General features: G+C 70.8%; 12 protein-coding genes. 2 read left to right on the top strand and 10 right to left on the bottom strand.

The window, feature by feature from the left end; genetic code table 11:
• Positions 1-49: 49 nt before the first annotated feature.
• The 5 genes from AC0NZQ_RS21785 to AC0NZQ_RS21765 all read right to left on the bottom strand — a co-directional run bounded on the left by AC0NZQ_RS21785 (position 50) and on the right by AC0NZQ_RS21765 (position 12,957).
• Positions 50-319, bottom strand: coding sequence for an acyl carrier protein (locus AC0NZQ_RS21785; RefSeq protein WP_474532220.1), 270 nt, complete (start codon positions 317-319; stop codon positions 50-52).
• A 15-nt stretch (positions 320-334) separates the two neighbouring features.
• Entirely contained in the window at positions 335-1,276 is a 942-nt protein-coding gene (locus tag AC0NZQ_RS21780) for an aromatase/cyclase (protein ID WP_474532219.1), read from the bottom strand.
• Between the two features lie 40 nt (positions 1,277-1,316).
• Positions 1,317-2,087, bottom strand: coding sequence for an SDR family NAD(P)-dependent oxidoreductase (locus AC0NZQ_RS21775; protein WP_474532218.1), 771 nt, complete (start codon positions 2,085-2,087; stop codon positions 1,317-1,319).
• 76 nt (positions 2,088-2,163) lie between these two features.
• Positions 2,164-11,901, bottom strand: a complete 9,738-nt coding sequence (locus tag AC0NZQ_RS21770) for a type I polyketide synthase (protein WP_474532217.1) — start codon at positions 11,899-11,901, stop codon at positions 2,164-2,166.
• 15 nt (positions 11,902-11,916) lie between these two features.
• Complete coding sequence (locus AC0NZQ_RS21765; protein ID WP_474532216.1) at positions 11,917-12,957, bottom strand: acyltransferase domain-containing protein; 1,041 nt, start codon at positions 12,955-12,957, stop codon at positions 11,917-11,919.
• Between the two features lie 234 nt (positions 12,958-13,191).
• Between AC0NZQ_RS21765 and AC0NZQ_RS21760 the strand changes: the two genes are divergently transcribed.
• Entirely contained in the window at positions 13,192-14,223 is a 1,032-nt protein-coding gene (locus AC0NZQ_RS21760; protein ID WP_474532215.1) for a ketoacyl-ACP synthase III family protein, read from the top strand.
• 34 nt (positions 14,224-14,257) lie between these two features.
• Here AC0NZQ_RS21760 and AC0NZQ_RS21755 read toward each other — a convergent pair whose 3' ends face one another.
• The 5 genes from AC0NZQ_RS21755 to AC0NZQ_RS21735 all read right to left on the bottom strand — a co-directional run bounded on the left by AC0NZQ_RS21755 (position 14,258) and on the right by AC0NZQ_RS21735 (position 20,660).
• A complete protein-coding gene (locus AC0NZQ_RS21755; protein ID WP_474532214.1) occupies positions 14,258-15,427 on the bottom strand; it encodes an acyl-CoA dehydrogenase family protein in 1,170 nt (389 codons plus the stop codon).
• A gap of 8 nt (positions 15,428-15,435) precedes the next feature.
• On the bottom strand, positions 15,436-16,977 hold the full coding sequence (locus tag AC0NZQ_RS21750) for an acyl-CoA carboxylase subunit beta (protein ID WP_474532213.1): 1,542 nt from the start codon (positions 16,975-16,977) through the stop codon (positions 15,436-15,438).
• 224 nt (positions 16,978-17,201) lie between these two features.
• Positions 17,202-18,146 carry an MBL fold metallo-hydrolase gene (locus tag AC0NZQ_RS21745; RefSeq protein ID WP_474532212.1) on the bottom strand — a complete coding sequence of 315 codons (945 nt, stop codon included), beginning with the start codon at positions 18,144-18,146 and terminating at the stop codon, positions 17,202-17,204.
• A 4-nt stretch (positions 18,147-18,150) separates the two neighbouring features.
• Positions 18,151-19,386: a ketosynthase chain-length factor gene (locus AC0NZQ_RS21740; protein WP_474532230.1), complete on the bottom strand. Its 1,236-nt coding sequence runs from the start codon at positions 19,384-19,386 to the stop codon at positions 18,151-18,153.
• Positions 19,387-19,391: 5 nt separating this feature from the next.
• Positions 19,392-20,660, bottom strand: a complete 1,269-nt coding sequence (locus AC0NZQ_RS21735) for a beta-ketoacyl-[acyl-carrier-protein] synthase family protein (RefSeq protein WP_474532211.1) — start codon at positions 20,658-20,660, stop codon at positions 19,392-19,394.
• 220 nt (positions 20,661-20,880) lie between these two features.
• Between AC0NZQ_RS21735 and AC0NZQ_RS21730 the strand changes: the two genes are divergently transcribed.
• Positions 20,881-21,393 carry an SRPBCC family protein gene (locus AC0NZQ_RS21730; protein WP_474532210.1) on the top strand — a complete coding sequence of 171 codons (513 nt, stop codon included), beginning with the start codon at positions 20,881-20,883 and terminating at the stop codon, positions 21,391-21,393.
• Positions 21,394-21,443: the final 50 nt, after the last annotated feature.

Raw genomic sequence — 21,443 nt, 5'->3', positions numbered from 1 at the left:
GCCGACCACCCCCGGGGGGCCGGCTCGCCGTCTGCCCAGCCCGTCCGGGTCACAGCAGGTGGGTAGTCCGATCGCTCAGCGCCCGATCGATCAGCAGCAGGAGCGCGCGTGGTGTCTCGGCGGTGGCCGTCTCGGCTTCGGGCAGGGAGATACCGCACTGCTGCTCGACCCGGCTGGTGGTCTCGATGATCGCCAGCGAGTCGAAGCCGAGCTCCGAGAAGTTGGCGTCGAGGATGTCGCCGCTGAGGTCGACCGATTCGTCGTCGCCGATGGTCTGGCTCAGCTGTGCCTTGAGGTCATCGATGGTGAACGTGGTCATGAGTGCTCCGTTGGGTCAGGCCGACACGGTCGGTCGGTCGAGAAAGGTGCCAGCTGACGTCATCGTCACTGTGCTGTTGGTGCCCAGCGCACGCCGCACAGCGGCCCGTGCGTGGTCGAGATCCGGCGGCGGCGACGGCAGCTTCGCGAAGCCGTCCGGGTCGAGCAGCACCGTGTGCTGCGAGGTGATCGCCGTGCCGCCGTCAACGGGGCGAAACGTCCAGCAGCCCAGATGTGCGGCCAGGCCCGCCGGCAGCACGGACTGCTTGTAGACGATGCGATCTCCCGCGAAGCAGACTCGGCCGGACGTGGTGGTGTGGACCGAGCCGTCCGGCGAGCGGGTGTCCATGGTCATGATTTGGAGGCCGTCGTCGTCCTGCAGCTCGAGCCGGACGACGTGCGGAATGCGCTCCGGCCACAGATCAGCCTGTCTGATGAACTCGTAGGCTGCCTCGACGCTCGCGCCGATCACGACGGTGTCCTCGAAGGTCACCAGCAGATCGCGGGCGACCGCCTCGGCCGACGCCTTCAACGCCGCCAACTCCGAACGACTGTTGGTGTCGACGGCGCGGTCGATGAGCGCCAGGGACGCGGCGTCGTCGTCGACGGCCGCGTAGGTGTGCAGCAGCCGGACCAGGCAGCCGGCGTCGTCGGGCTCGACGATCCAGGTCCCACCCATGGCGGCGACCGGATGTTGGGAGACGATCTGCTGGAAGTCGATCCGCATGCCGTCCGCGCTCAACAACCGTCGCGAGGTCCAGGTCCGCAGCGCGCCGTTGGCCATGGCCCAGATGCGGATGATCTCGTGGGTGCCGTCGTCGTCTGCGGCCTCCGCCTTGATCGATTCGGCGTGGACAGTGGGTGGGAAGTGCACCGGCCACCGCGTCACGTCACTGATGACCGCGACCACATCGCCGGCCGGTGCCGCGATGTGGATGGAATGCTCGACCTGCTTCATGGACCTCTCCTCGCGTGCTGCGGTCAGGGTGAGTTGCCGCTCAGTAGTTGCCGAGTCCGCCGCAGACGTTCATGGCCTGCGCGGTGATGGCGTCGGCGGTGCGTTCGGTGAGGTAGCCGACCAAGCCGGCAACCTCGTCCGGGGTGGAGTACCGACGCAGGGGAATCTTGGCCGTGAATGTCGACATGACCTGCTCCTCGGTGACGCCGAAGTGTGCGGCGTGGCCCTGTCGGATCCGTTCGGCCATCGGAGTCTCGACGTAGCCCGGGCAGACCGCGTTGACGGTGACGCCGGTCTGCGCGAGTTCGAGTCCGAGGGCCTTGGTGAAGCCGACCACGCCGTGCTTGGAGGCCGAGTACGGCGAGCCGTAGATGACGCCCTGCTTGCCGGCGGTAGAGGCGATGTTGATGATCCGACCCCAGCTCCGGGTTGCCAGCCCGGCGCGCAGCACCTCGCGGGTGACCCGGAAGACGCTGGTCAGGTTCGTCTCGACGATGCTGTCCCAGAGCTCATCGCTGATCTCTGCGGTGATGCCACCGCCGCTGCGGCCGGCGTTGTTCACCAGGACGCTCAGGTCACCGAACTCGTTCGCCGCCGCGACGACACGCCGGACGTCGTCGGCGTCGCACACGTCGCCGGCCGCACCTTCCACCTGCAGGCCTTCGCTTTGCAGGCTCTCGACGGTCTCCTTCACCGTCTGCTCGTCGCGCGCGCAGATGAAGACCTTCGCGTTCTGGGCGAGCCGGCGGGTGACCGCCAGACCGATGCCGCTGGTACCGCCGGTCACGAGCGCGGTCATTTCGTGTGCCATGGCTCCTCCTCGGATGTCAGGTCGATATTGCGCGGGGTCGCTCGAAACTGGTTCGAGAACACGTGGCGTGGTCGTCTCAGGCCGAGGCGGACCGGGCCAACTGGCGCAGTTCACCGATGTGGTGGGCGAGCCGGCTCGCCGTCGAATGTTCGAGAACCGCGTCGACGGAGATGCGCAGGCCCGTGTCGTCGTTGAGTCGGTTACGAAGGTCGACGCTGAGGAGCGAATCGAAGCCGAGTTCGGGGAAGGCGTCGTCGGCGCCGACGCTGCCGATGTCGTCGTAGCCCAGAACCTCACCTGCATGTCGGCGGATCAGCAGTGTCAGCTCAGCGACCGGATCGTCGTCGGCCGCCGGTTCGGCGGGACCGCCCAGCGCCGCAAGGATTGCCGGGCTGGGCGGATCAACGAACCGCGGCGCGCTCGACAGCGGCCGCTCGTCGAACACGATCGTCCCGTCCGGGCCGCGACGATCGGCATCGTGGTCCGGCACAGCGGTGATGTGCGCGGTCAGCGGCACCGATCGTGCGGCGATCGTCGCAGCGCTCGGGGTCGAGGTCCGCGCCGCGGGATCTGGTGCGGCCACCTCCGGCAGTGCCGACCCGGCGAGTCGTTCGAGCAGCGCCGGACGTCGGCTGAGCTTGTCCAGCTGGCCGGTGCTGATGCGGATGGGGACCAGCACGGCCGAGTCCGCAGCCAGTGCGGCGTCGAAGAGTGCGAGCCCCTGAGCCGTGGTCAACGGCAGGATGCCGTGACGTGCCAACCGGGCCAGATCCAGATCGGAGAGATGGCCGGTCATTCCGCTGCGCTCCTCCCACAGCCCCCACGCCAGCGAGACCCCCGCCTGCCCACGGGACCGTCGATACCTCACCAGCGCGTCGAGCGCCGAGTTGGCCGCGGCGTAGTTGGCCTGGCCGGCCTCGCCGAGCACCCCCGCGGCCGAGGAGAAGAGGACGAAGCTCGACAGGTCCAGATGCTGGGTCAGCTCGTGCAGCAACCAGGCGGTGGTCACCTTGGGGCGCAGCACCGCCCGCAGTGCATCCCGACTCAGCCGGGTGACCAGGGCGTCGTCCAGGACGCCGGCCGCGTGGACAACGCCGCTCGGCGGGTACTGGGCGATCAGCGCTGCCAACTCGTCGCGAGACGCGGTGTCAGCGGCGACGATCTCGACCTCCGCGCCCCGCCCGCGCAGCCGCGTCATGAGCTCAGCGGCTCCCGGTGCCGCCGGTCCCCGGCGACTGACCAGCAGCAAGCGGCGCGCGCCGTACTGCGAGACCAGGTGCTCGGCCACCCGAGCGCCCAGCGCACCGGTGCCGCCGGTGATCAGGGTCAGGCCGTCCGGGTCGAACGTCCGGGGCATCGTCGCGATCAACTTCCCGCAGTGCTGCGCGCGGCTGAGCGTGTGCAGCGACTGCCGCCCGCGGCGCACGTCGTCGACGCCGAGCGGCAACGGCTGCAACGCGCCGGCGTCGAACAGCCTCATCAACTCGGCCAGCACTTCACCGATCCGTTGCGGCGTCTGGCCCAGGATGTTGTACGCCGCATAGCGACGCAGACGTGGGTGCAGCGCGAGGACCTCGTCGGCCGGGCGGATGTCGGTCTTGCCCATCTCGGCGAACCGGCCGTCGTCGGCGAGCAGGCGCAGCGAGGCGTCGATGGAGGCGTTGGCCAACGAGTTCAGCACGACGTCGACACCGGCGCCACCGCTCGTCTCTCGGAACTGACGTTCGAAGTCGAGCGTGCGTGACGAGGCAATGTGGTCGTCGTCGATTCCCAGGGCTCGCAGTGTCGGGTGCTTCGCAGGGCTCGCCGTGGCGTAGATCTCCGCGCCGATGTGCCGGGCGAGCTGGATGGCGGCGAGACCGACGCCGCCGGTCGCGGTGTGCACCAGGATGGACTCACCGGCACGCAACTCGGCGACCTCGACGATGCATTGCCAGGCCGTGATGTAGACGATCGGGATGGCCGCGGCTTGGGTGTACGACCAGTGCGCCGGCATCCGGGTGATCATGCGCGCGTCGGCGACGGCGACCGGTCCCAGCGACCGTTCGAAGACGCCGAAGACGCGATCTCCGACCGACAGGCCGCGCACTCCGGTGCCGACCTCGGTGACGATGCCGGCACCTTCACTGCCCATCGTCAGCTCCGTCGCCACCAGTCCCAGTCCCACCGCGATGTCGCGGAAGTTGAGGCCGGCGGCGCGAACGGCGATGCGCACCTGGTCGGGGCCGAGCGGCGCGACCGCCTCGTCATGCGGGATCAGCGACAGCCGATCGAGCGAACCGCGCCTCGTCACGTCCATCCGCCACGCCTCGGCGTCGGTCGGCGGCGTCATGAGCTCGGCCGGGGTGTACGGCGTCAGGTAGGGCGCCAGCAACCGTCCGGCCCGTACGACGACCTCCGGAGTGGGGCAGCTCAGCGCCGCGTGCAGGGTGGCCGCGGTGGAGGCGGGATCGTCGTCGAGGTCCACCAGGCGAATGCGGTTCGGGTTCTCGGTCATCGCCGAGCGCACCATTCCCGCGACGGCAGCCTGTCCCAGCCCGGAGAGCTGCTCCCGGCCGTGCAGGGGTGCGGCACCACCGGTCAGCACCACCAGCGTGCTGTCGACGGTCCGGTCGTCGAGCAGCCACTGCTGGACGACGCCGAGGACCTGCTCGGAGAGGTCGGCGACCTGCTCGGGCAGGTCAACCGCCTCGTCGACGCTGCCCGCCGCGGCGAGGACGACGACCTCGGGACAGGGCCGGGGCAGGTCCTCGATCCTGCGGCGGACGGGGGCAGCCAGGCGCCGGAGCGGGTCCGGGAGCTCGCCGTCCGTGGCCCACGGACGCAGGACGGCCCAGTCGTGAACGAGATCCGACGGCGCTTCGAGCACCGTCGAGGCGTGTCGCAGGAGCGCGGCCGAACCGGTTGGCGCCGTCGGCACGGCGGGCGCCGTCGGCACCGTCGACTCGGTCGGCTCCGGGTTACGGCCCGCCGCGCGGGGTGCTCGGTCCGTCACCGGGGAGTCGGGCGCGTTGTCCGCTACGGCCAGCAGTGTCGGGCGGGCCGAGTACGGAAGCATGCTGAGGCAACCGATCTGGGCCGCCGGCCGACCGTCCGCATCGGTAGCCATCAGGGAGAGCTCACTGCCCTGCAACAGCAGGGTGACGTGCAAGCGTCCACCTGCGAACGGGTGCAGCGTCACATCACGCCAGGTGAACGGCACGCGCAGCTGACCGACCTGGCCGCGGGGCAACACTGCGGCGTGCAGCGCGGCGTCCAGCAGCGCGGGGTGCAGCATCTCGCCCGCCTGCCCGGCAGGCAGATCGATCTCCGCGAACAGCTCGGTGACTCGGTCGGTCTCCCGCACGCGCAGCCGGCGCAGGCCGCGGAAGGCAGGTCCGTACTCGTATCCGAGTTCGGCCAGGCGGCGGTAGGCATCCTCGACCGCGACATCCGAGGCCACGATCTCCTCGGTCGGGCCGCCAGGGCTGGCGTCCTGCGCGACGGCCAGCGCCCCGGTGGCATGGGTGGTCCACCCGCCGGTCGTCGTAGTCGAGGTGCGGCTGTCGACCTGGACCGTTCGCCGTCCCGACGGGTCTCCCGGTCGCGGCGGTTGCACCGAGACGCGGACCTCGGCAGATGCCGCCTCGTCGAGCGTGAGCGGCTCGCGGATCACCAGATCGTCGACACGACTGACACCCAATCGGTCGCCGAGCTCGGCCAGCATGGTCACGAATGCTGCGCCGGGCAGCAGGACCTGGCCGTGCACCCGGTGGTCCAGCAGCCACGGGTGGGCTGCCGGGTCGATGCTGCCGGCAGCCAGGTGTCCGCCGGTCGGCAGTTCGAGCAGCGTGGGCAGCCAGGACCGCGTGCCGCCGGCAGAGCCGGCGACGGTGTCCGCGACCTTCGCGCTGCCGGTGCCGGTGCCGGTGCCGGTGTGGCCCGGCGCGTCCAGCCAGTACCGCGTCCGGTCGAAGCGGTAGGTGGGCAGGGCACTCGGCCGTGTCGCTCCGGCGAGCGCGGCCCAGTCCACGGGGGCGCCGGCCGTCGAGGCCGCTGCCGCAGCCTGCAGGAACTGGCCGGCGCCGCCGCAGTCCCGGCGGACGGTACCGAGCACGCAGCCTTCCGCCCCGGCCTCCTCCAGGGCGTTCGACACGCTGTGGGCAAGCACCGGGTGCGGGCTCACCTCGATGAAGAGGTCGTGTCCGGCGGCGAGGAGACGCTGTGTCGCCGCGCCGAACTGCACGAGATTGCGCAGGTTCCGGAACCAGTAGCCACCGTCCATGGAGGCGGTGTCGACGCGGTCGCCGGTGAGAGTCGAGTACAGCGGGATCTGCGCCGACCGCGCTCTGATGCCCGCCAGGGCCGACACGATGCGCTGCTCCAGGCCGTCGATGGCTCGGGTGTGGGAGGCGTAGTCCACGTCGACCCGCCGGGCGTCGATCCCCGTACCGGCGCAGTGGGTGAGCAGCGCCTCGAGCTCCTCGGTCGGCCCCGCGACCACCGTGGCGTGAGCAGCGTTGACCGCCGCGACGTCGAGGTGAGGAAAGCCGGCGAGCAAGGCCCTGGTGCCGGCCACAGGCAGCGGGATCGATGCCATGCCGCCGCTGCCGGCGAGGGTACGCAGCGCCTGGCTCCGCAGCGCGACCACGGCCGCGCCATCCTCCAAGGACAGTGCACCGATCACGGTCGCCGCAGCGATCTCGCCCTGGGAGTGCCCGACGACTGCCGACGGAGTCACACCTGCCGCACGCCAGAGTTCGGCGAGACTGACCATCACCGCCCACAGCGCGGGTTGCACGACGTCGGCGGAGTCTCCGAGGTCGCCGCGCAGCGCGTCGGCCATCGACCAGTCGACCCACGGCTGCAAGGCCGCTTCGCAGCGGCTCATCGAGGCAGCGAAGACGGGGGAGTCTGCCATCAGCTCGAGGCCCATGCCGCGCCATTGCGAGCCCTGCCCCGGAAAGACGAAGACGGGCTGCGATGTGCGTCCAACCCCGCTCGGAGTGGTTCCCAACACGGAGCCCGGCGCGTAACGGCCGGGCCGGGTGGGGATCGCCTCGCCGGACGCGATGCGCGCGAGCCCGCGGCCGAGGTGTTCTGTGCTGTCGCCGAGCACCACGGCGCGGTGGGCGAAGCGGGTACGCCGGCCGAGGGCGGCGGCAACGGACTGCGCGGAGGCCTCAGGATGGTCGGCGAGCCACGACTGCAACGCCTCCGCCTGACGTGTCAACGCCGCCGGGGAGGGGGCGGAGAGCGCCCAGGCGGACACACCGTCGACGGGCGCGGGACCTGCCTCGCCGGTGGCCCCGGCCGGGGTGGCTGGCGCCTCCTGCAGGATGACGTGGGCGTTGGTGCCGCTGATGCCGAACGCGGAGACGGCGGCGCGTCGCGGGCGGCCCGGCGACGTCCAGGATCGGTCTTCCGTCAGCAGCCTCATCCCGCTGCCGGACCAGTCGACATGGCGGCTGGGCGCGCCGATGTGCAGGGATCGCGGCAGGGTTCCGGCTCGCATCGCCTCGACCATCTTGATGATGCCGGCGACGCCGGCCGCCGCCTGCGGGTGGCCGAGGTTCGACTTCAGTGACCCGAGCTGCAGTTCCTGACCCGGCTGGCGGCCGGAGCCGTAGACCGCAGCGAGGGCGGTGGCCTCGATCGGGTCGCCGAGAGCGGTGCCGGTTCCGTGAGCCTCCACGGCGTCGACGTCCTGCGGCGTCAGGCCGGCCTTGCGCAGCGCGGCGCGGATGACCTGCTGCTGAGCCTCGCCGCTCGGTGCCGTCAGTCCGTTGCTGTGACCGTCCTGGTTGACGGCCGAGCCGCGGATGACGGCGAGCACCTCGTGTCCCTGCGCGCGCGCGTCGGCGAGGCGTTGCAGGACCAGCAGGCCCGCACCCTCAGCCCAGACCGTGCCGTCGGCGTCGTCGGAGAACGCGCTGCAGGTGCCGTTGACGGAGAGTCCGTGCTGGGCGCTGAAGTCGATGAACAACCCCGGCGTGGGCATGATCGCCACGCCACCGGCGAGCGCGAGGTCGCATTCGCCGCCGAGCAGTGAGTTGGCGGCGAGGTGCAGCGCCACCAGGGAGGACGAACACGCCGTGTCGACCGTGAGGGCCGGGCCGCGGAGACCGAAGGTGTAGGCGATCCGTCCCGAGGCCACGCTTGTGGCGTTGCCGGTGATCCCGTAACCGCCGATCGCGCCGGCGTCGTGTAGCCGCGGTCCGTAGTCCTGCGCCATCGCGCCGACGAAGACCCCGGTGTTGCTGCCGTGCAGGACGTCGCGACTGATGCCGGCACGTTCGAACGCCTCCCAGGCGACCTCGAGCAGCACGCGTTGCTGCGGATCCATCCCGATGGCCTCGCGCGGCGAGATGGTGAAGAACCGGGCGTCGAAACGGTCGGCGTCATGCAGGAAGCCGCCGCGCCGTACGTAGGACGTGCCCGGCGTCTTCCCCGACGGGTCGTAGACCCGATCCAGATCCCACCCGCGGTTCGTGGGGAAGTCGGTGATCGCGTCACGGCCGGAGGCGAGCAGCTCCCACAGGTCCTCGGGGCTCTCGACGCCACCGGGGTAGCGGCAGGCCATCGCCACGATGGCGATGTCGTTCGGTCCGTCTTCCTCGGCCCCGTCGATGACGGCGGGCTCCTCGATCCTGGCGGGCTCGATGACGGTGGCCCCGTCGATGACGGCGGGCTCCTCGATCGTGGCGGGCTCGATGACGGCGGGCTCCTCGGCAGCGGTTTCCTCGGCAGCGGTTTCCTCGGCAGCGGGTTCCTCGACGGCGGTTTCCTCGACGGCGGGCGTCGCAGCGACCGGCATCGACGGCTCGGTCGCTGTCGTCCGGGACGGGACGGCCCGGCGCAGATGGTGGACGAGCGCATCGGTGGTCGGATGGTCGTAGATGGCGGTGACCGGCAGGTGCATGCCCAGCTCGTCGCCCAGAGATCCGACAAGAGCCAGCGCGCGCCTGGAGTCCAACCCCAGCTCGCTGAACGTGCGCTCCCCGACCACCTCGTCCGCGCCAATGCCCGCCAGGTCGGCGACCGCCGCGCGCACCAGACCGTGCAGCTCATCATCGGAGAGCGCTGCCGTGGCGCTCGTCTCCCGCGACGGGCTGGGCTCCCGCTCGTCGGGAGCCACGACCCGGCCGTCCATCCAGAACCGTCGACGCTGGAAGCTGGTGAGCGGCAGGTCCACGAGCCGGGTCGACGGGCCGGTGAGCGAGGCCCAGTCGAGGTCGACGCCGGCCACCGAGAGCATGCCGGCAGCGCGCGAGAGCGCGTCGAGCTCGTCGGCGTCGGCCATCGGCGACACCAGAACGGCGTCCTCACCGACGATCTCGGCGGCCATCGTGCTCAGCGCGTGCCCGGGCCCGGCCTCGACGAAGACGCGAGAACCGGCCTCGCGGGCGGACGCGACAGCGTCGCCGAAGCGGACGGTGCGCACGAGGTGCGCCGACCAGTAGCCCGGTGACGTCAGCTCCTCGTCGGTCGCCGGTCGTCCAAAGACTGTGGAGATGACGCGACCGCGGGTCGGACGCCGCCAGTCGAGGCCCTCGGCCACCGCGTGCAGCTCGGCGCGGATCGGCTCCATCAACGGCGAGTGCCCGGCCGTGCCGATCCGCAGCAGGCGGGACCGGCGGCCCAACGATCGGAAGTGCGCCGCCACCTCTCCCACCGATCCGGTGTCCCCGGAGACGACCAGCGAGCGCGGGCTGTTGATCGCGGCGATACCGACCTCGCAGCCGCCGTCGGCGCCGCGCGACTCGGCCACGGCGGCCAGCACAGGTCCCACCTCGTCCTCGGTGGCCTGGATGGCAGCCATGGACCCGCCCGGCGGCAAGGAGCTGATCAGTCGACCTCGGTGGGCGACGAAGGTGGCGACGTGATCGAGGGAGATCACGCCGGCTGCGTAGGCGGCGGTGATCTCGCCCTGCGAGTGACCGACGAAGACGCCCGCCGACATGCCCCAGTCCTCCAGCAGGTGAAAGAGCGCCACCTCCAGTGCGAGCAACGCGGGCTGCGCGTACTCCAACCGGTCCAGCCAGCCGTCGGACTCCCACATCAGCGACTTCAGGTCCACCGCGAGGACGCGGCTGACCGCGCCGCACACCTGGTCGAAGGCGTCGGCGAAGACAGGGAACTCGCGGTGCAGCTCCCGACCCATGGCGGCACGCTGCATGCCTTGGCCGGGGAACAGCAGGGCGACAGCGTCGGCCGAGTCGCGCGAGGGATCGACGACGGTCGTCCCGGACACCAGCGACGGGGTACGTCGGCCGGCGGCGACATCGCGGAGCGCGGCCACCCGCTCAGCGACGCTCACGCCACCGCTGCCGTCAGTCGTTCCGCAGAGCGCAGCGCGGTGGGCACCGTGGTCGCGAGTCTGCGCCAGTGAGCGCGCGATGTCAGTCGCGCAGACTGTGGTTCCGGGGCGGTCCAGGTACTCGGCCAGCGTCTTCGCGTGGTCGCGCAGCCCGTCGGCGGTTCGTCCGCTCAGCAGCCAGGGCGCAGCGAAAGCCGACGGCTCGGGCTGACCCGTCGAGGTCCGCTCGGCCGCGTCGACGCCGGCAAGGACGAGGTGGGCGTTGGTGCCGCCGAGCCCGAAGGACGACACCCCGGCCAATCGACGCCCGCCGTCCGGCCAGGGCGAGAGCTCGGTCGGCACGCTCAGGCGCAACGCGTCGAGGTCGAGGGCAGGGTTCGGTCGCTGGTGATGCAGCGTGCCCGGCAGGGCGCGATGGTGCAGCGCGAGCGCGGTCTTGATGACGCCGGCGATACCAGCGGCGCCCTCGAGGTGGCCGATGTTCGCCTTGACCGACCCCACGCGCAGCGCGGTGCGACGCCCGGCGCCATAGACCGCGCCGAGGGCGCGGGCCTCGATCGGATCACCCACCCGGGTGCCGGTGCCGTGCAGCTCGACGTAGTCGACGTCGAGGGGTTCGACACCGGCGGCGCGGCAGGCCGCTGCGAGCACCGCCGCCTGCGCATCCTGCTTCGGCGTGGTCATGGCTGGCCCGGAACCGTCGTGTGCCACGGCACCGCCGAGGATGGTGGCGTAGATCCGGTCACCGTCGGCGAGCGCACGGTGCAGCGGCTTCAGGACGAGGACGCCGCCGCCCTCACCACGCACGATGCCGTCGGCGTCGGCGTCCAGCGGGCGGCAGTGGCCCTTCGGTGACAGTGCGCCAAGAGCCTTGATCGCCTGCGTGCTCTCCGGCGCCAGATTCAGCTGGACGCCGCCGGCGATGGCCGCGGCGCAGTCGCCGCGAGCCACGGCGAGGGCGGCGTGCTGCACCGCGACCAACGACGATGACTGTCCGGTGTCCAGTACCAGGCTGGGCCCGCGCAGGCCGAGCAGATAGGACACCCGATTGGCCAGGAACGTGCGGCCGGTGCCGGTGGCCGACCACGGACCGCCACGGTCGTCGGCCTTGGTGAGCAGCGCCCAGTCGTCGGCCATCGCGCCGAGCACGACGGCAACGTCGCCTCCCTGCAGGCTTCGCGGCGCCACCCGGGCGTCCTCCAGGGCCTCCCACGCCAGTTCGAGGACGAGCCGCTGCTGCGGGTCCATCGCCGCGGCCTCTCCCGGGGTGATGCCGAAGAAGTCGGCGTCGAACATCTCGACGTCGTCCAGCCACCCGCCGCGTCCGTACGGCCGCCAGGCCGGGGCGTCACCGACGGCGTCATGCCCGGAGCGCAACAGTTCCCAGAATTCGTCGGGGTTCGCGGCGGAGGGAAAGCGGCACGCGAGCCCGACGATGGCGACCGGCTCCAGATCGCGGTGAGGCACGCGATGGCCGGCGTCGGTCGGGGTGATCGGAGTGCGGGAGGTGTGCATGGCGGGGTCCTTCGGTCAGACGAGACGAGGAAGCAGGCGGGCAGCGGGGACCGGGGTCGGGGACCGTCGGAGCTCGGCGACACGCTCGTAGGCGGCGGTCACGCAGGCGCGGTCGGCGGCGTCACCCCGACACCGTTCGGGCAGCAGCGCCAAGCTGCTGCTCGCCCCGTGCACGACAGCCCGATGGCGCCGGGCCAGGATGGTGAGGCTTGCGCCCGGGCCGGCCTCGAGCAGGAGCACGTCCTGATCGCGGAGCACTCGATCCAGGGTCGAGGCGAAGAGCACCGTCTCACCGGGTTGGTGCGCCCAGAACCTGAAGTCCCGGGCGCGAGCGTCGTCGAGGACGTCCTCGGTGTAGGCCGAGTAGAGCCGCTGCCGGGGCGGGCGCAGGCGGACGCCGGCCCAGGCCGGCAGTGATCGGCGCACCGCGTCGGCGACGATCGGGCTGTGGAACGCCTGGTGGGCCGCGGCGCGACGGCAGATCAGGCCGCGCTCGGTCAGCTGGTGCGCGGCTCGGGCGAGCGGACCGTCCTCTCCGGCGAGCAGTAGCTGCCGCGGCGCGTTGACCGCGGCGAGGAAGACGTCGTCGCCGAGCACGGCGTCGACCTCCCGGACCGACGCGGCGACGGCCAGCATCCCGCCGGGCGGCGTACGGGCGAACAGGTCGAGCCGGTCGCGCATGAGCATGACGCCGTCGGTGAAGTCGATGACGCCGGCGAGCGTTGCGGCGATCATCTCGCCGACGCTGTGGCCGAGCATGGCCACCGGCCGCACGCCCCACGAGAGCACCATCTGACCCAGGGCGTGGCTCACGGCGTAGAGCAGTGGTTGGGAGACGGTGACGTCGTCGAAACACGCTCCCGGATCCGGGTCGAGCCAGACCGACCGCAACCTGGCGCCGGCGTCGTCGAAGAGCTGGAACGCGTGATCCATCCAGGTGGTGAACACCTCGTCGACGTCGTAGAGCCCGGCCGCCATCCGGGGGTGCTGCGAACCCTGTCCGGCGAACTGCAGTGCGAGCGGTAGATCGGCGGTTCCGGTCGTGATGGGCGTCATGGCGATCCTCCTCGAGCAGGTGCCTCTATTTCCGCCCCTGGCCTTCGAGGCGCCGCCGAGAACGCTTGGAGGATCGCCGGAGCCCCCTGCTGCGCGTGGCGGGCCTGACCCGGCTCGATTCATCGAGCTCAAATCAGCTTCGAGCGCCGCGAGATCGACCGTTGCAAGCCTGGATGCCCAGCGGCGCCTCTCCGGCCGTGCCGCGGACTGCCAGGTACTTGCGGGGGTTTGCACATGCGGTTCGACGATCTGTTCATCTCGGCCACCGGCAGCCAGCTGGCTCCCCGGCTCTCCGTCGCGGATGCCGTGGCGACGGGCATCACCCCGAAGCATCTGGTCGTGCGTGCCGAGCAGCAGTCGGTCTGTGTCTCCGAGGGCGAGTCGGGGCCTGAGATGGCCGCTGCCGCGGGACGGCAGGCCATGCGCCGATCAGGGGTCCGCCCGGTGGACGTCGGCCTCGTCCTGCACGCCTGCACCTGGTATCAGGGACACGACCTCTGGGCGCCGGCGTCCTTCGTGCAGCGGCATGCGGTGGGCAACAGCTGCCCCTCGATGGAGGTCCGGCAGCTGTCCAATGGCGGGCTCGCCGCGCTGGAGCTGGCCGCCTCGTACCTGCTCGCCGACCGCGCGCGGGGCAATGCCCTGATCACCACGGGCGACCGCTTCGCCCCACCCTCGATCGACCGGTTCGCTACCGATCCCGGCACGATCTGCGGCGACGGCGGTACGGCCGCGATGCTGTCCACGCGGCGTGGCTTCGCGCGGGTGCTCAGCCTGGCCAGCGTCTCCGACCCCGGCCTGGAGGCGATGGGCCGTGGGGACGACCCTTTCAACGCCGGACCGCTGGACGCCCGGACACCGGTCTGCGTCGCGGGCCACCGCGGGAGCTTGGTCCGCGAGTACGGGGTGACCCCGCTGGTGGACCGGATGCGCAGCGGCCAGCGTGAGGCGTGCGCGACCGCCTTCGCCGAGGCAGGAGTAGGTACGGACGACATCCACCGGTTCGTGCTGCCCAACCTGGGCCGGCCGAAGATGGCCGCACTGTTCTTCGAGCCGCTGGAGATCGAGCCGTCCCGGACGCTGTGGCCGCAATGGGGGGCGCGTGTGGGGCACCTCGGCGCCGGCGACCAGCTCGGCGGGTTGGCGCACCTCGTGGACTGCGGCGAGCTTCAGCCCGGCGACCTGGTCGCGTTGGTCGGGGTCGGGGCGGCGTTCGCCTGGTCGGTGGCGGTGCTGGAGATCGTCGCGACGCCGCCGGTCGACTGAGGCCGAGGTCAGACTGAAGCCGACGCCGGTGGCGTCACAGTCGTTTGGCTGCCGGCACCACGAACCGGGTGTAGATCAGGTCGCGGATGACCTCGTCGCCGCCCTCGACCAGACCCACGTAGCGCAGATCTCGCACGAGCTTCCCGATGGGGTGCTCGTGGGTGTAGCCCAGGCCGCCGAACATCTGCGAGCCCATGGTGGCGACCTCCCAGCCGGCCTGCCCGCAGTGCATCTTCGCCGCGAGAGCGGAGCGGATGGTGCCCACGCGGTAGAGCTCGTTCGACTGCGGGTCGGCTCCGAGCCGGTCGAACTCGGCCGCCGCGGCGCGACATTGGTTGCGCATGACGTCGATGAGCATCTCCAGCTGACCCAGCTTGCCGGCGAAGACGTCGTTGGTGGCCAAGGTGCTGCCCTTGATCCGCTTGTCCGCGGCGTACTCGAGGCACAGATCCCGCACCCGGCGGGCCATCCCGATCGCCGTCGCGGCGATCAAGGTGCGGCTGGCGTTCAATCCGACCTCGAGGACCCGAAGTCCGTGGCCCCGCAGTGCGTTCGTCGCGGGAACTGTCACCCCGTGCAGCGCAACCCGGTACGTGGCCGAGCCGCGCATGCCGATCATGTCCCAGCGTGAGGTGATCTCGAGTCCGGGCGTGTCTCGCGGTACGAGGATCACGGAGAAGGAGTCGGGATCCTCGGCCGAGCGCGCGGCGACCAGCAGGAAGTCCGCCGCCGCGCTGTTGGTGCTGAAATACTTGGTCCCGTCGATCACCAGATCGGCGCCCTGTGCGCGGTAGGTGGTGGCCATCTGTCCCAGCTGGCTGCCCGCCAACTCCTCGCTGATCACCACGGCGCAGCAACCGCCATTCGCCCCCATCGGAGCGAGCCAGCGGTCGCAGAGTTCTGGCGTGCCGAACCGCTCCAGCATCGTCGTCCCCAGGATGCTGAGGAACGACCCGAACGCGAAGCCCGCGTCGCCGTAGGAGAGCTCGGAGACGATGTCGACGCCGGTCTGCAGACAGACGCCGGCGCCACCGTACTGCGGTGGGAGCCACCAGTTCGCCAGCCCCGCCTTGTGCAGCAGCTGACTCAGCACCAAGGGGACCGGCGGGCGGGTGTCGAGCCACTCGGCCTCGGGCAGCAGGTCGCAACGTGCGAACTCGCGCGCCTGCCGGATCAGCTCCTGGTCGGGATCGAGGGTCTGCATGACGGTCCTCACTGCGGCTGGTTTCCGTGCTTACGGACAGGTCGACCGGTGGCCTTGCCGCGGAGGACGGCGAGTGCGTCGATGAGGCGCGCCCGCGTCTCCGCCGGGTCGATCACGTCGTCGACCAGGCCGTTCTCGGCCGCGTAGTAGGGATCCATCAAGGTGGACCGGTACTGCTCGAGGAGGTCACGCCGGCACGCCTCGCGGTCCGGGGCGGCGGCCAACTCGTGTCGGAAGATGACGTCGACGGCGGCGTCGGCACCCATGACGGCGATCTCGTTGGTCGGCCAGGCGAGGGAGATGTCCGTGCCGATGGACCGCGAGTCCATCACGATGTACGCGCCGCCGTAGGCCTTGCGCAGGATGACCTGCACCCGGGGGACTGTCGCGTCGCAGTACGCGTAGAGCAGCTTGGCGCCGTGCCGGATCACGCCGCCATGCTCTTGCTCGACGCCCGGCAGGAAGCCGGGCACGTCGACCAGCGTCACGATCGGGATGTTGAAGGCGTCGCACATCTGCACGAACCTCGATGCCTTCTCGGAGGCGGCGATGTCGAGCACCCCGGCCAGCACCTTCGGCTGATTGGCCACGACGCCCACGACGTGACCGTCCAACCGGGTCAGCGCCACCACCACGTTGGGTGCCCACGCCTCGTGCATCTCGAAGTACTCGCCGTCGTCGACGATCTCGGCGATGACGTCGTGGATGTCGTAGCTCTGGGTCGAATCGGCAGGGACGATCGAGCTGAGCGCCGGGCAGCGACGCTGCGGATCGTCATCGGACTGGTAGGTCGGCGGCATGTCCAGGTTGTTCGAGGGCAGCATGGTGAGCAGGTAGCGGACGTCGGTGAGGCAGTCCTGCTCGTCGGTGTAGGACAGGGTCGCGAGCCCGCTCCTGCTGGTGTGCGACCGCGCTCCGCCGAGTGCCTCGTGACTCACCTGCTCGCCGGTGACCGCGCGGACGACATCGGGCCCGGTGAGGAACATCTGGGCCGTGCCCTCGACCATGAAGACGAAGTCACTGAGCGCGGGGGAGTAGGCGGCACCTCCGGCACAGGGGCCGAGGATGACGCTGATCTGCGGCACGACACCGGAGTTGCGTACGTTGCGCTGGAAGATCCCGCCGTACCCGGCCAGCGCAACGACGCCCTCCTGGATCCGCGCGCCCGCGCCGTCGCAGAGGGCGACGATGGGCGCGCCCACCGACGCGGCGAGGTCCAACACCTTGTGGATCTTGGCGGCATGGGCCTCACCGAGGGAGCCGCCGAAGACCCGGAAGTCGTGCGCGTAGGCGAAGACCCTGCGCCCCTCGACTGTGCCCCAGCCGACGACGACTCCGTCGGTCGCGGGATGCCGGTTCTGCATCCCGAAGCCCTGCGCGCGGTGGGTTCGGTGCTGCTCGAGCTCGGTGAAGGTACCAGCGTCGAAGAGCAGGTCCAGACGCTCGCGAACGGTGAGCTTGCCCTTGGCCTTCTGGGCCCGGGTGGCTCTCGAGTCCTCGTCGAGCGCCTGCTCTCGGCGGCGGTGCAGCAGCCGCACCCGCTGCTCCATGCTCTCCACCTCGGGCCGGACCGTCGGTCGGGCCCGAGGGCCGGCTTCGCCGCCGGACGTGGGGCCATCGCTGACCCCGGGGTCGGAGTCTGTCTCGGGTGATCGACGCACGACCCGCAGGTCGGGGAGAGCCGACCAGCGTGGTGACTCGCTGTGCTCACTCGGCGCAATCGTCATGATGGTTCCTCTGCGGGGTGTCGTCGCGGGCGCAGGCTTGGCCGTGCTCACGCGTGGCAGGGCGGCAGACCACCGTTCCAGGCGACCATCTCCATGAAGGGCGCTTCGATGTCGATGCGGCCAGCCCGTTCGTCGGTGGTGAGGTCGTGATAGGCGCGGTGCAGGTTGCCGACGAGTCGCTCGGCGTCGATCAGTTCGGCGAAGTCGCCGAGGTCGGTCCGTCGGGCCTGCTCGAGGGGCGGCCGGCCCGCCTGCACGCCTTCGGCGGCCACGTCACTCAGCCAGGACAGGTACGCATGGGTGTCGGCCAGCACCTCCGGGCCACCGGTCGGGCCGTGCCCCGGGACGACGATGGCGGGGTCGAGCGCCTGCAGCCGAGCGATGCCTTCCCGGCAGCCCTGGACCGAGCCCATCAGGCAGAACGGGGTCACGCCGGACATCGCGACGTCGCCGGTGAAGAGCACGCGTTGGGCGGGCAGCCAGACGACCAGGTCGTCCGGCGTGTGTGCTCCCGCCAGATGGATCAGGTGAACCTCCATACCACCGACGTGGACGACGGCGTCGCCGTCGAAGGTGACCGACGGAGCGACGACCTCCAGCTCGCCCCACTCGACAGCCGGCCACAGCCCCATGAGGGACAGGCCCGACTCGACGATCTGATCGCGGATCGCGCGATGGCCGATCACTGTCGCCTCGGGGACGAAGACGCAGTTACCGAAGACGTGGTCGCCGTGGAAGTGCGTGTTCACCAGCAGGGTCGGCATCCGTCCCGCGACTCGGAGCACCTCGGCCCGCAGCCGCTCCGCGCGCGACCGGGTGGCCGCGGTGTCCACGAGCAGCAGCGGGGCGTCCGGGTCACCGTCCCCGATCAGGCCGGCATTGCTGAGGCACCATCCGCCGTCGGGTTGGATGAAGGCGTGCACTCCCGGCGCGACCTGCTCGAGCACGGCCAGGTCCGGAGCGAACGGGGACAGCGTCTGCTCGACCGTCATGGCGTCAGTCCCCGCTCAGAACCGCGGCGGAGGCGAACCCACCGTGGCCTCGTGCCAGCACCAGCGCGGTACGCACCGGCTGCGGACGTGCCACCGTGACCAGGTCGAGGCGGGCGTCGACGTCGTCCGGATCCAGATTGATCGCCGGCGGGATGACGCCGTCTCGGAGGCTCAGCAGCGCGGTGGCGACATCGAGCGGGGCGCCACCGGACAGCAGCCGGCCCGTCATCGTCTTCGGCACGCTGACCGGAACGCCGCGAGGGCCGAAGACCGTCGTCAGCGCTGCGGCCTCTGCACCGTCGAGGTCGGGCGAGCCGGCGGCGTCGGCGAAGACGACGTCGATGTCGGTGGGGTGCAGCGCTGCATCGGCCAGGGCGACCTCGATCGCGCGGCGCAGCCCGTCGCCGTGAGCGCGCGGATCCGGGTCGAAGGTGGCGCCGTAGCCGGCGAGGCGGCCATAGATCTGGGGCGCGCCGCGACGCTGGGCCTCCTCACGCGACTCCATCACCAGGATGGCGCCGCCCTCGCCGGGGACGAATCCTGCCGCGCCGGCGGCGAACGGGCGGTAGGCGCGGGACGGGTCGGTGCTACGCGATGCGTCCGGACCCGCCGACTGGATGGCGACGCCGTAGGGGCAGAGCAGCCCGTCCAGGCCGCCGGCGGTCATGACTGCCGTCCCCCGCCGGACCCGGCGCCGAGCGAAGGCGAGGATGTCCAGGCCGCCGGCCTGCTCGGACACCACGACACCGCCCGGTCCGCGCATGCCGTTCTTGATGGAGATCTGGCCGGTGTGCACCGCGTAGTACCAGGCGAAGGACATGTAGGCACTGACCGTCGGCCAGCCCTTGCTCCACAGCTTCTCGAGTTCCTTCTGGCCGAACTCCAGACCGCCGGTGCTGCTGGTGGCGGCGACCCCCATCGAGTAGTCCGGCAGCTCCTCGGGGTTGATCTTGGCATCCTCGAGAGCCATGTCGGCGGCGAGGATGGCCAGCCGGGTCATCCGGTCGGTCTGCGGCATCATCCGCTTGGCGACCCGCTCGGCCACGCGCTCCTCGTCGGTCTCGTCGATCTCCCCGGCCAGCCGGACCGGGTAGCCCGACGCGTCGAACTTGCTGATCGGCCGGATCGCCGAGCGCCCGGCGAGCGTGGCGCTCCAGTGGTCGTCGAGGCTGACGCCGGTCGGGGCGGTGACTCCGATCCCGGTGAAGACAACGTCGGGGAGGTCAGGGGCAGCGGTCATCGTGGTCACCGGGCGTGCCTTTCGGGGTTGGAGAGCACCATGGCGCTCTGGAATCCGCCGAAGCCGCTGCCCACCGTGAGGACTGCGTCGAGTTCCTTCTCACGCGCGACGTTCGGGACGTAGTCCAGATCGCAGTCGGGGTCGGCTTCGAAGAGATTGGCGGTCGGGGGGACGACGCTGCGTTGCATCGCCAGCGCGCAGGCGGCGATCTCGATCGACCCGATCGCGCCGAGTGAGTGACCGACCATCGACTTGATGCCGCTCATCGGCGTGCGATAGGCGTGCTCACCGAGGCTGCGCTTGACCGCCGCGGTCTCGTGCATGTCGTTCTGCTTCGTTCCCGAACCATGCGCGTTCACGTAGTCGATCTGGTCGGGGTTGAGCCGTGACTCGGCCAGCGCCACATCGATGGCCTCGGCCATCTCGCGACCGTCGGGCTTGAGTCCGGTCATATGGAACGCATTGCACCGCGAGCCGTAGCCGCTGACCTCGGCGTAGATCTGCGCACCCCGTGCCTTGGCGTGCTCGTACTCCTCGAGGATCAGCACCGCTGCGCCCTCGCCGAGGATGAGTCCGTTGCGGGAACGGTCGAAGGGTCGACAGGCGGTGTCCGGAGTGTCGTTGCGATTGGACGTCGCCTTGATGATGTCGAAGCAGGTCAGCGTGATCGGTGAGATCGGAGCGTCGCTACCCCCGGTCACCATGAAGTCGGCCTCGCCGTCACGGATCAGATCCGCCGCGTGGCCGACCGAGTCGATGCCGGAGGTGCAGCCGGTGGAGACGACGCTCGCCGGACCGAGGGCGCCCACCGTCCGCGCGACCTCGGCGGCGATGGAGCTGGGGAGGAAGTAGTCGTAGAGGTGCGGGCCGGCGAAGGCCGGGTCCACCAGCCACTTCTCGCCGGAGTTGCTGAGCACCACGTACTCCTGCTCCATCGTGGTGGTGCCGCCCACAGCGCTTCCGATCGCGACGCCGGTGCGCTCGGCCAAACCGTCGGAGAGCGTCAGTCCGCTGTCCTGCAAGGCCTCCCGCGCGGCGACCATCGCAAGCTGCGACGTGCGGTCGGCGCGGCGTGCCTCCTGGGGGGTGAGCCCGGCACGGATCGGGTCGAAGTCACATTCCGCGGCGACCTGGCAACGATGGGTAGCGGCGTCGAAGAAGGTGATGCGGCGCGTCGCCGTGCGTCCTGCGCTGATCTGGTCCCAGAAGCTCTCCCTCCCGGCGCCGCCGGGCGCTTGAACGCCGATTCCGGTGATGACGACTGTGCGAGTCATGGGTCTCCTCAGGAGAGGCGAGCGGGCCTGGCGGTACGGCAATGGCTGACCAGCCCGGTCGGTCTGTGGAAGCGATGCAGCGAACTGAAGAACATTCGTCTCGACTGCTGATCCACGGCTGTCGGAGATCCGCTCGAAGCTGCCACGACTCCACTGCGCCTCGATCGGCTCTCGGTCCGGGTTCGGTCGGAACTCCGACGGCGGCGCTGACTGTGATCGCATGACAACGCACACGACGTCGCCGGAGTCGCCTCACTCGCTTGCTCCGGTGTGGAAGTCCGCTGAGATACCGCTGCCGCTCGACCAGGCGTTCGCACTGGTCACCCGGCAGCCCACCCGGTGGTGGCCGAAGAGCCACAAGATCACCGCCGAGCGCGAGGCCGTCGTCTTCGAGCCGTTCGTCGGGGGTCGCTGGTTCGAGCGGTCCGCCGACGGAACCGAACGCGACTGGGGCCGGGTCCTGGTCTGGGAGGACAACCGCCACATCAAGATGTCCTGGCTGATCGGCGACAACTTCAGCTCGATCACCGACGATGCGCTCGCCAGCAGGGTCAGCATCGTCTTCGCCCCACTCACCCCGCAGCGCACGCTGGTGAGCATCGGCCACGTGGATCTGGAGCGCCACGGCGCGATCGCCCCGAAGATCCGCGCCATCCTGGACGGCCCCAGCCCGGGGGAGACCCTGCAGTGCCTGCTCGACGAGGCGCTGGCGGGACAGCCGGTCCCGGCCTGACGGTCGAGCCAGTCGCATCCAGCATCCGCTCCGTGCTGCCGGCCGGACCC

The sequence above is a fragment of the Jatrophihabitans sp. sgz311053 genome (assembly GCF_056135305.1).
Note: the sequence above shows the minus strand (reverse complement) of the source record. Positions and strands in the feature narration are given on the sequence as shown.

Coding starts and splice junctions, on each gene's coding strand:
- AC0NZQ_RS21765 (WP_474532216.1), bottom strand. CDS start 12,957: ATGACGCCCATCACGACCGGAACCGCCGATCTACCGCTCGCACTGCAG.
- AC0NZQ_RS21775 (WP_474532218.1), bottom strand. CDS start 2,087: ATGGCACACGAAATGACCGCGCTCGTGACCGGCGGTACCAGCGGCATC.
- AC0NZQ_RS21755 (WP_474532214.1), bottom strand. CDS start 15,427: ATGCAGACCCTCGATCCCGACCAGGAGCTGATCCGGCAGGCGCGCGAG.
- AC0NZQ_RS21770 (WP_474532217.1), bottom strand. CDS start 11,901: ATGCACACCTCCCGCACTCCGATCACCCCGACCGACGCCGGCCATCGC.
- AC0NZQ_RS21730 (WP_474532210.1), top strand. CDS start 20,881: ATGACAACGCACACGACGTCGCCGGAGTCGCCTCACTCGCTTGCTCCG.
- AC0NZQ_RS21780 (WP_474532219.1), bottom strand. CDS start 1,276: ATGAAGCAGGTCGAGCATTCCATCCACATCGCGGCACCGGCCGGCGAT.
- AC0NZQ_RS21785 (WP_474532220.1), bottom strand. CDS start 319: ATGACCACGTTCACCATCGATGACCTCAAGGCACAGCTGAGCCAGACC.
- AC0NZQ_RS21745 (WP_474532212.1), bottom strand. CDS start 18,146: ATGACGGTCGAGCAGACGCTGTCCCCGTTCGCTCCGGACCTGGCCGTG.
- AC0NZQ_RS21740 (WP_474532230.1), bottom strand. CDS start 19,386: ATGACCGCTGCCCCTGACCTCCCCGACGTTGTCTTCACCGGGATCGGA.
- AC0NZQ_RS21760 (WP_474532215.1), top strand. CDS start 13,192: ATGCGGTTCGACGATCTGTTCATCTCGGCCACCGGCAGCCAGCTGGCT.
- AC0NZQ_RS21735 (WP_474532211.1), bottom strand. CDS start 20,660: ATGACTCGCACAGTCGTCATCACCGGAATCGGCGTTCAAGCGCCCGGC.
- AC0NZQ_RS21750 (WP_474532213.1), bottom strand. CDS start 16,977: ATGGAGCAGCGGGTGCGGCTGCTGCACCGCCGCCGAGAGCAGGCGCTC.